The sequence below is a fragment of the Pseudomonas edaphica genome, assembly GCF_005863185.1.
Classification (GTDB): domain Bacteria; phylum Pseudomonadota; class Gammaproteobacteria; order Pseudomonadales; family Pseudomonadaceae; genus Aquipseudomonas; species Aquipseudomonas edaphica.
In genome coordinates this window covers 1-9,022 of the sequence record NZ_VBVZ01000236.1, presented here as the reverse complement: position 1 = coordinate 9,022, position 9,022 = coordinate 1, and the positions used below count along the sequence as shown (strand labels likewise).

General features: G+C 51.8%; 8 protein-coding genes and 1 pseudogene. 7 read left to right on the top strand and 2 right to left on the bottom strand.

Going from position 1 to position 9,022, the window contains the following annotated elements; genetic code table 11:
- The 6 genes from FEM54_RS16745 to FEM54_RS16720 form a co-directional block, all read left to right on the top strand.
- A partial coding sequence (locus tag FEM54_RS16745) for a hemagglutinin repeat-containing protein (protein WP_138451992.1) occupies positions 1 to 4,293 on the top strand: 4,293 nt, incomplete at its 5' end.
- A 1-nt stretch (position 4,294) separates the two neighbouring features.
- A complete protein-coding gene (locus FEM54_RS16740) occupies positions 4,295 to 4,810 on the top strand; it encodes a DUF2247 family protein (protein ID WP_138451990.1) in 516 nt (171 codons plus the stop codon).
- 198 nt (positions 4,811 to 5,008) lie between these two features.
- Entirely contained in the window at positions 5,009 to 5,731 is a 723-nt protein-coding gene (locus tag FEM54_RS16735) for a transposase (protein WP_138451988.1), read from the top strand.
- Positions 5,731 to 6,237 (top strand): hypothetical protein, encoded by a 507-nt coding sequence (locus FEM54_RS34660; protein WP_240792757.1) that lies wholly within the window; start codon positions 5,731 to 5,733, stop codon positions 6,235 to 6,237. The genes FEM54_RS16735 and FEM54_RS34660 overlap by 1 nt, the downstream gene beginning before the upstream one ends.
- A 122-nt stretch (positions 6,238 to 6,359) precedes the next feature.
- The gene (locus tag FEM54_RS34355) at positions 6,360 to 7,100 is read left to right on the top strand and encodes a hypothetical protein (protein WP_205894415.1); all 741 of its coding nucleotides are present in this window, start codon (positions 6,360 to 6,362) and stop codon (positions 7,098 to 7,100) included.
- A gap of 5 nt (positions 7,101 to 7,105) precedes the next feature.
- Complete coding sequence (locus FEM54_RS16720; protein ID WP_138451986.1) at positions 7,106 to 7,522, top strand: hypothetical protein; 417 nt, start codon at positions 7,106 to 7,108, stop codon at positions 7,520 to 7,522.
- Here the strand turns inward: FEM54_RS16720 and FEM54_RS16715 are convergent.
- Positions 7,499 to 8,062, bottom strand: coding sequence for an RNA 2'-phosphotransferase (locus FEM54_RS16715; RefSeq protein ID WP_138451983.1), 564 nt, complete (start codon positions 8,060 to 8,062; stop codon positions 7,499 to 7,501). The two genes, FEM54_RS16720 and FEM54_RS16715, sit on opposite strands and share 24 nt — an antisense overlap.
- A 233-nt stretch (positions 8,063 to 8,295) precedes the next feature.
- Entirely contained in the window at positions 8,296 to 8,565 is a 270-nt protein-coding gene (locus tag FEM54_RS16710) for a hypothetical protein (RefSeq protein ID WP_171045855.1), read from the bottom strand.
- Between the two features lie 331 nt (positions 8,566 to 8,896).
- Here FEM54_RS16710 and FEM54_RS35125 point away from each other — a divergent pair.
- Positions 8,897 to 9,022 (top strand): annotated as a pseudogene (locus tag FEM54_RS35125) (hypothetical protein); the annotation flags it as partial.

Genomic DNA, 9,022 nt, shown 5'->3' with positions numbered 1-9,022 from the left:
AACGAACGCACCATCACCGGCCACGACAGCAGCGACGGCCTGATCAGTGAACACAGCGACTTCCTCAACAGCGCGGCGCGTATCGAAGCCGCCAACGACCTGAGCATCAGGGCCGGACGCGACTTCTCCAACCAGGGCAGCGTGCTGCAAAGCGGACGCGACACCACGATCCAGGCCGGGCGTGACCTGAGTTTTGGGTCAGTGGAGCAGGTGAACAGCAACGCCAACACCAGCGCGCGCAACAACAGCAGCTCCGTGACGCAGAATGGTTCTTCGGTGACGGCGGGGCGCGATCTAAGCGCGGTGGCGGGCCGGGATTTGACTGCGATTGCCAGCCGGATTGATGCCAAGCGGGATGTGGCGATGTCGGCTATCGAGAACCTGACCCTGGTTTCGGCGGCGGATGAGCAGCATTCGGCGTTGAACCTGAAGAAGGTTAAGGCGCAGGAAGATCATGTGAGTCAGGTGGGGACTTTGGTTAAGGCTGGGGGGGATGTGTCGCTGAGTGCCGGAAAGGACTTGGCACTGAGCGCCAGCCGTGTTCAGGGTGGCGCAAATGTCGCTCTGGAAGCACAGCGTGACCTGAACATCCTCTCGGCACTCGACGAAGACGCTTCCTTCTACTCGAAAAAGAGCAAAGGTTCGTTTGGTCGCAGCAAAAGCGAGCAACGCGAGAGTTATGACAGCACCAACGTGGCCTCCATCGTTGAAGCCGGCAAAGACCTGACCATCAATGCCAGCAAAAAAGCCGATGGTGGCATGAACATAGAAGGCGGGCGTGACGTCACCGTGATCGGCAGCCAGTTGAAGGCCGGCGGCGACATGCTGTTGGGCGCCACGGGCGATATCGCCGTGCTGTCGGGTGTCGAGGAGCATGGCTCGTACAGTCAGAAGAGCAAATCCGGATTCCTCGGGCTTTCAAAAAGCGGCAAGAGTCAGTTGATAACCACCGCCAGCCAAGTGGGTAGTGAGTTGGAAGCGGGCCATGATGTGGTGGTGGCTGCGGGTAATGACGTGCGGTTGCGGGCCAGTGAGATCAGTGCCGCGAACGACACGGAGTTGCGCGCAGGTCTGGTGAACAGCACCGGCGACATCAACTTGGTTTCGGCAAATGACACCGCTTACAGCCGTAGCGAGGAATACAAAAAGAAATTTGGTTATGTGGAGAGGCCGACTTCGGTAGCGATCTCTTCGGCGAAAAAGGCTGGACGTGAAGCGCAGAGCAGTACCAGCGTGGGCAGCCAGGTCAATGCTGAACGTGACGCCACCTTGCAGGCCGAACGCGACATCAACCTGATAGGCAGCGGCATCAGTGCCGGGCGCAACGTCAGCCTGAACGCCGGGCGCGACGTCAACGTGGTCGAGGCTCAGAGCACCAGCAGCGAACGAAGCTGGGAGAAGAAAAAACAGACTGGCTCCAGTATTTCCAGCAATGGCAATGGCTTCAGCGTTTTTGCAGGCACCGAAGGCACCACGAACAATAACCGATTGGAACATGAGGTCGCGTCAGGCAGCCATATCAGTGCCGGCCAGGACGTCGCGATCAACGCCAAACGCGATATCAATCAGCGAGGCTCCGACCTTGATGCAACCAATGATATTGACCTGACGGCCGGGAGAAATATCAACATCGATGCCGCCCGTGAAAGCACCCTCACCGAGCAACTGCGACAAAAAGAGAGCAATGGCCTGGGGGCTTCGATCAACCATAACTACGCCAATACCAAGGACGCGGTGAGCGGAGCGGGCAAGGGCGAGGACAATGTCAGCAAAGGCTCGAGCACGCTCAAGGCCGTGGATTCGGTCGGCCAATTTGTTAATGGTCCGACGGGTGATGTCAAGTTTGGTCATAGCAAACAGAGCAGTAGCCAACAAGTTGTCGAACAGACCAACAGGTCCTCGACGCTCAATGCTGGCAAAGACCTGAACCTCAACGCTGGCAACGACGTCGTGGTGAAGGGTAGCCATCTGGAAGCCGGGCGTGACATCAATATAAAAGGGCGTGACGTCACGCTGGACGTGGCCAAGGGCGGTACCAGTGAAGAAACCACCAACACCCAAAGTTGGGGCGGCATTCATGGCGGCACCAGCGGCGGGATCAAGTTGGGTGCCGGCGCGAGTTTCGGCACTGCTACAGGCGAGAGCTCCCAAGGCTCCTCTTCGGCTTCACAGCTGGATGCAGGTCGCGATATCAACCTCAAGGCCAGCAATGATCTGAACCTGATCGGTACACAGGCCAAGGCGCAGAGAGACATCGAACTGAACGCCGGCAACGATTTGAACATTCGTTCGGCGCATAACGACAGCAACAGCGAAAACAACCGCCACAGTGGCGGCGGGGAAGCAGGACTGACTTTTGGCTCCGAAGGTATCGGCGTCTACGTCAGTGTGAGTTTGGGCAAAGGCAACCTGGAGCGAGAAAGCCAACGTCAACAAGAGGCCTACCTCTATGCAGGTGACCGCTTGGGCTTCACCAGTGGCAAGGACACCCACATCGGCGGCGCCAACCTGCGAGGAGACGAGGTGGTGGGCCGTGTTGGCGGCGACCTCAATGTGTCTTCATTGGCTGATACCGGCAAAGTCAAAGGCAAAGAGTTTGACATCAGTGTTACGGCCACGATCGGCCCGGGAGCGGGTGTCAGCGGCTCGGTCGGCTATGGCCAAACCACCGGCAAGACCGACTGGGTTGAAGAACAAACCAGCATCACCGGCAAAAACAAAGTTGATATCCGCACCGAGAACCACACTCAGGTCGACGGTGCTGTCATCGCAGCCGATAACGGCAACCTTAAACTGGACACCGGTACGCTGGGCTTCAGCGATATTGCGGGGCAGGACAAAGAGCATGGGTACTACCTGAACGTGGGCGGTACCTATAAAACCGGGAGCAGTGACAGCAAAGGCAACACCGTACAAGACAGTAGCCAGGCAGGTAAGGGCAAAGAAGGCCAGACTGGGTGGAGCGTCGAAGGCTGGAACTACGAAAAAGAACGTGAGCAGATTGTGCGTGCAACTGTTGGGGCAGGCGAGGTCACTGTGCGTAGCGATGCTGGCACGGGTAACGATTCGACGACAGGCCTCAACCGTGATCTGAGCAAGGCCTATGAAGTTACCAAGGATAACGAGAGCCGTACTGATCTGTACGCGTCCAGTTCATCGTTAAGTGCGGTAGCAAGCCCCAAGGTGGCATTAGCACAATGGCAACAAAGCGCTTCGCTTTACGGCGAGCACAGCAGGGAAACGGTCGAAAAATTAGCCGATTTGCTGGCTGTAATCGGTTTGATACCTGCCGGCGCTGCACTTGGTGTGGGCACGGATGCCGCCGAGGCATGGGTGATAGCCAGAGAAAACAACAGGGATTTGAACAGCAAAGATCCGGTGAGAAGGTCGCAGGGCGTCAAGCTGGTTTTGCAGGGCATAACGAAAGGGCAGCTGGGTGCTGAGTCCAATCCTCTTATTTCCCGGATCACGGACATAGGTGATCAAAACCCTGATGAGGCAATGAGAGTTTTAGCCTTGCTCTCAGCGCTGAATAAAAACACGAGTGATCGTCAAGATTTTGTACCACTGGTGGCCGCGGCTGCAGGCGTGATGGGGGTGCTTGCAGGGGCGCTGGTCACCACCACGGCTACGCCAGAAAATCAGGCTCGACTGCGAGACGCGGCAAATGCGCTCGTTGATGCCGCCGCTCAATCCGGTCGTCCGTTGAAAGATCAACTCGCCATTTCTGCCGAGTTGTGGAAGTTTCTGTATGACACCAGCTTCCCAGCAGATTTGCTGAACGATAAAAATCGAGCGTTGGTCAACCCTATCCTTGAAGGCCAGGGGGCTCATCCAACAAGCGACGGGTATGGCGCCGGCAGCCAGCCATCGACGGTAACTAATACCGGTGGAAGCCAAGTGGTCGATCCGAAGGGAACGGATTACTCGAACCCACTGGTGGACCTTCCTTCCTCGGGTAATATGTACAACAGTGATGGTGCAAAAGATATAAATGTTGTCGCCGATAAAATATTGTCTGCCAATCGTGTCGGTAGTGGTTTGAAGGATGACATGTCACATATTGCAGCTAGTTATCTTACTAAGGAGCAGCTTGCAGCAGGTGAAACCTTCATGCTACCAGGTGGTGATGGGGTCAATAGGACCTTGTTGCAAACAACGGGAGGGCTTAATGGGAAGTCAGGGATATATGAGTACATACTTGATCCTGCAGGCAATGTGACTCATCAGCGCTTTATAGAGAATGGTGTGATAAACGGTGTTCCAAATCAACGTCCGCCGAAGGTGAAGTGATATGTATTTTTCTATGATTCCATATTCGTTTATTTATAATTGCGTGTTCCTGTGCTGGCGAGATGTTCTCTGGGGTTACGAGCATAAACTAGTTGGCTGGGAGTTCGTTGTGGGAATGGCTGATTTTCACGTTTCTAATGGTTCAACTAAGCCGTTGGAGGTGGACCTGATTTGTTTGAACGATTTTGATATTCAAGAAATTGAAAGCGGGCTGTATTCCCTCGCTGGATGTGAAGAAAATCTGTCGGTCGTGGATTCGAAAACAAAGTGGTTGTTTATTGTTCTCAAATGGCTGTTTGAAAATAAGGATGCGGTGGCTGATCCGCTTGAGATGGTTGAGTTGATTTACGAGGATTTTGATTTTTTTCCGGAAATAGAAAGTTTTGTGCGCTATATGCCTCCAACGGATGGATATAAACCTGAGGAACATAGTTTGCAACAAAATCTAGAAAGGCTTTTTTGTAATTGGCATGACTTTCTTGAGAAGACTGACAGTCTTTTAAAAGTTAACGCGTGACGGTGCAAAAGAGGCAGTAATTCCTAATGGCTTTTCAAGCACAGATGACTTTGCACGTTTTGGTACGGATATGCGGGATGGCTTATGGAGATGTAGAGCCCATTCTTCAAGGAAGCGCCGTAACAGGGACGGAAAAGGGGACAGATTTATTTTCCACCCATCTGCTAGGCTGTGATTTTCTAAGGAAGGAGATTGCTTATGCCCAGAGTGGGGCGTGTCGTTTTACCAAACTATCCACACCACATTGTACAGCGTGGCCATAACCGTCAGGTGGTATTTGCCGCTGAGGAGGACTACCTGCGTTACGTGAAAGACCTCCGAGAGCTCAAGGACGCATTTGGAATAAAAGTGTATGCCTATTGTTTGATGACAAATCATGTCCATTTGTTGGTTGCTCCAAGCAACTCGGTAGCGGGATTAGGGCAATTAATGAAGGCGCTTGCCGCGCGGGCTACTCGATATCGAAACAGGTTGGAGGGTCGTACAGGTACGCTATGGGAGAGCCGGTACAAGTCAAGTGTGGTACAGACGGAGAGTTATTTGCTGGCGTGCTGTCGGTACATTGAGCTGAATCCGGTACGGGCTTGCATGGTAGTTGATCCTGCGGATTACCCATGGTCAAGTTATAATGCCCGTGTTGGGCTTACACAAGATGACGATTGGCTTGATATCGATGCGTGTTTTGCTATGCTAGGGGACACAATGCTAGAGCGGTTCGAAAGATATAAAGAATTTGTGGAGCAATCCGTTTCTAGTGAAGAGATAAGAACTATTCGTGAAGCATTACAGCGTGCACAACTTACCGGAGGTGCTCGCTTCATTGATGATGTAGAAAAGATTTTAGGAGTTCGTATCGAACGTCGAGGGCAGGTAGGCCGAGGTCGGGCATGGAAAAATAAATCTGTCCCCTTTTTGCTGTGATGGCAACGGGCGCTTTTGATGAATACGGGCGCTGGGATAAAGCTAACGACAATTTGCTAAAGAATGACGAGGCGCTGAAGCGTTCTGGAAACGCGGGGCGTGCTGTGCTGGGGGCGATTGGGGCCGCTGCCGGATTCGGCGGTGCAGCGTTGACCGCGCCCGCCTGCGTGACGGTAGTGGGCTGTGCGGCACCGGCATTCTCTGGCTTGGGCGGCGCGCTCTCCTTTCATGATGGCATGCAGGCGACGGGTGCACTGCTAACGCCTTATCAATACACGCAGGGGAGCAAAATCAAAAAGGGGACAGATTTATTTTCAGCGGCTCTTAGCCGGCAGAGCGGAATCAGATCACATCACATCACATCACTTCTGGGCTGGGCTTTGGGGGGATTTGAGGTTTGCGTAATTTCGCTCTTTAATAATCTGGTTTTATTTTTTGTGCCTGAGGACTCTAAAGTCAGTAGAAAAGATTTTAGGAGTTCGTATCGAACGTCGAGGGTAGGGTAGACCGAGGTCGGGTATGGAGAAATAAATCTGTCCCCTTTTTGTTCGAAGGTATGCAGGCGACGGGTGCACTGCTAACGCCTTATCAATACACGCAGGGGAGCGACGTACTCGACTCGTTCAGTATGGATACCTACCCCGGCGACGTTAATCCCATGCGTGATTACGGCACGGCGGCAGCGAGGGCTGCCATGGAAATTGCGTTACTCAAGGGGGCCAGCAAGTTAGCTGAAGGTAAATCTCTTCTGCTGATGGGTGAGAAGGCGGGTGCGAAAGAGGCTGGCGAGGCCGTTGCAACAAAAGGTCCTGACGCTGCGTTACCATGGACCACTTCGGAGGGGGTGTACAGCAACAAGCTCCCGGCAGGCTATAATCGGGGGCCTGTTTCCGTTGATGGTAAGGCGGTTGATGGCGCTACGGATTTTGGTCTTGGTGCAAAAGAAGTAGGAGCTGCAGGCGGGACTGCTCTTCCAAACAGCGTTCCTGCTTTAGGTGTGCTAGATGATGGTGTCTTCGCACAAGTGTTAGCGAAATCCACAAAAGCGTTCAGTGAAGAAGGGCAGAGTATTTATTCGCAAGCAGCTGGGCGGCCTATCAATACTGTTGCTGATCTTACTGCTGCTTTGAAGGAGGGTGTAATAAAACCTAGTCAAGTGCCTCTTGATTACGTTCTGATTGATGGTAAAGAAGTTATTGCTAATACTAGGAGCTCAACGGCACTTATTAATGCTGGAATTCCTAAAGGCGAGTGGTATGGCGTCAATAAAACAGGCGTTAATGCTTATGGTGAGGTCACTTTTGATGATCTGGTGAAAAACCAGTTGAATAAAAACTATAGTGGCTCTGTGCAGAATGCTAGAAGGTAGTCGCGATGATGAAATTATCTAACCCCAAAAAATTGCTCGATCTGGACAGTTTCTTGCCTTCTGATGGCGAGACGAGATTTGATATGTCTTATTCAGATGGAGTTTTGAATCTAGATATTTTTTATGAGGTGGAAGGTTTTGATCTTGGCGAGGCTAAAAAAAGTATTCGTTTTTCAAGAGCCAAATATTTTTTTAAAACGCCGTTCCCTGGTTACAGTTTTTTCACTTGCCTAGATGATCGAGATATATCATTGCTCAACTCGCTAGTGGAGTATGAGCATTCAGATATGCTGGACATGGAGGGTAAGTCTTCGGGGGGCGCTGATTGTAGACATTACAGATTGTTTCTGCACTCAACAGGTGTGGCAATACATGTGATTGCACAATCCTGTGAGATTTCAAATGAGAGGCAGGTCGTTTAAATGCAGCTGTTCGGAGGGAACGCTTTTAACAAGCCATACACCATTTTCAGCCTGAAAAAATTTGAAGCCCTGTTGGTGCATCCGCAGGGCTTTAACTGTTAGCACCGCAGGCTTTCCATATCGCTGTCCGACAGCTACGGCTGTGGCCATATCTTGTGATAGATGTACATGATGGCGAGAACCCGCAATCAGCCCTTGTTGCTGAATTGACTCTAGAAAGCGAGTTGCTGTTCCGTGGTACAAAAACTCGGGCGGCTCTTTCTCAATATACTGGAGGTTTACGCTTTCAGTTGAATGGCCCTGCACGGCGCGAATGTATTGCGCATCGTTAGAAATAGCAAAACGCTTTTTATCGCTGCTGCTGACCACAGTCAGGATCAGTTCTCGATTTAAAACACGCCCTTCCTTAGCGGCGCCTGCAATTAAGAAATCAATTTCTGCCCAGCCTTCCATGTCTAGCTGAAGTCCAATGGACTGCGGTTCATGTCGCAATACATAGCTGAGAAACTTACTGACTTCGTTGAGCTGTTTGCTGTTCATGGTTGCTGTTTTGACTCTGGACTGTGAAAAAAGGGGACAGATTTATTTGATTTTTATAGGGTGTGGCTAGGGAAGGTGAACCTATTTAGGTTTGGTGTATTTTTGTTGGGTTCAAATGTGATTTTTTTGCGTGAGATATCAAAAACTGGCTCTTTAATAAATTGGCTTTTATTTTTTACATCTTGGGCTCTGAGTTTAGCCAGATCGGGCGGCTCTACGCCGCCCGAATTTATTTATAAGTCTTGCGAAATCAACCTTCGCCCAATCACATCCATGAGATCGCAACCATCACGCAATGGAATGGCCAGCAACAGCGCAAAGTCGTGAAGGACAATCGCATCACTACTGATTTCTTCGCGAAATGCCAGGTTTTCCAGAAACTGAGTCACTGCACGAATGCGGTAAGCAGCGGCGTCATAGAGAACATCTAGAGGGGCGTGTGTGTCGATCACCAGCGCGGGGATGGTTGAATCGTGGCCTGTCAGGGGCATGTATCGGGTCATTTTATATCTCTCTACTTAAGTGATGGATGCCATCACTCAAACGTCGCCAAACGTATGGGTGACAGCTGTACGCAGGTTGGCGAACCGGCAGTAGAGAAAACCGGCAGACCCTAAGGTCTCCCGCGCACAGCCGTCATAAACGACTTTGCGGGCGCACAAGTGTCTGCAAAAAAGCCGCCAGCTTGCGCATTCTCTACCGTCAGGTCGCCAAACCTGAATCGCCATATGGGCGACCGGCGGACTATAAGCCTTCAGCGCAAAGACGCGCAAGGCATCAAAAAGCCAATGTTTTCGTGCCGCTGACTTACTCAGTGAAACCGATCAATTGCGCTACGAACAACGCCTGATCCAGCAAGCCGTGGTCGCGCGCACCGGCCAACGCTTTCTCGACGGGCAAACCACCGACGAAAAACTGTTCAAACACCTGATGGACAACGCCATCGCCAGCAAGCAAACG